1 protein-coding gene is annotated in these 260 nt (G+C 68.1%); it reads right to left on the minus strand.

Annotated elements, in window-relative coordinates:
* Positions 1–260, minus strand: a 260-nt coding sequence (locus ACPYOG_RS19850) for a hypothetical protein (RefSeq protein WP_481295830.1), incomplete at both ends; no start/stop codon positions are given.

Consider the following 260-nt stretch of genomic DNA (forward strand, 5'->3'; position numbering starts at 1 on the left):
TTCTCCAGGATGGCCCGGCCCCAGACACGGTTGGCGGGCAGGTCCGGGTCAGTATCGGGGGTGTTGGCGAAGCTGGCCGTAGGCCCGCCATAGCCTTCCCCGCCGGCTTCGAGCCGGGCCCGCGAGGTGGCCTCGGTCAGGGCAGTCGCGGCGTCGAAAGTAGTGCGGTCCTGGACGCGATTGGGTCCTGGGACCGTATCGGTGAGGGCTGCGAGGGAGGCGAGGAAGCACTGCTTTTCGCGTTCGAACAGGGCTTCGTT

This window comes from Leifsonia sp. HAY1-4F (genome assembly GCF_056755275.1).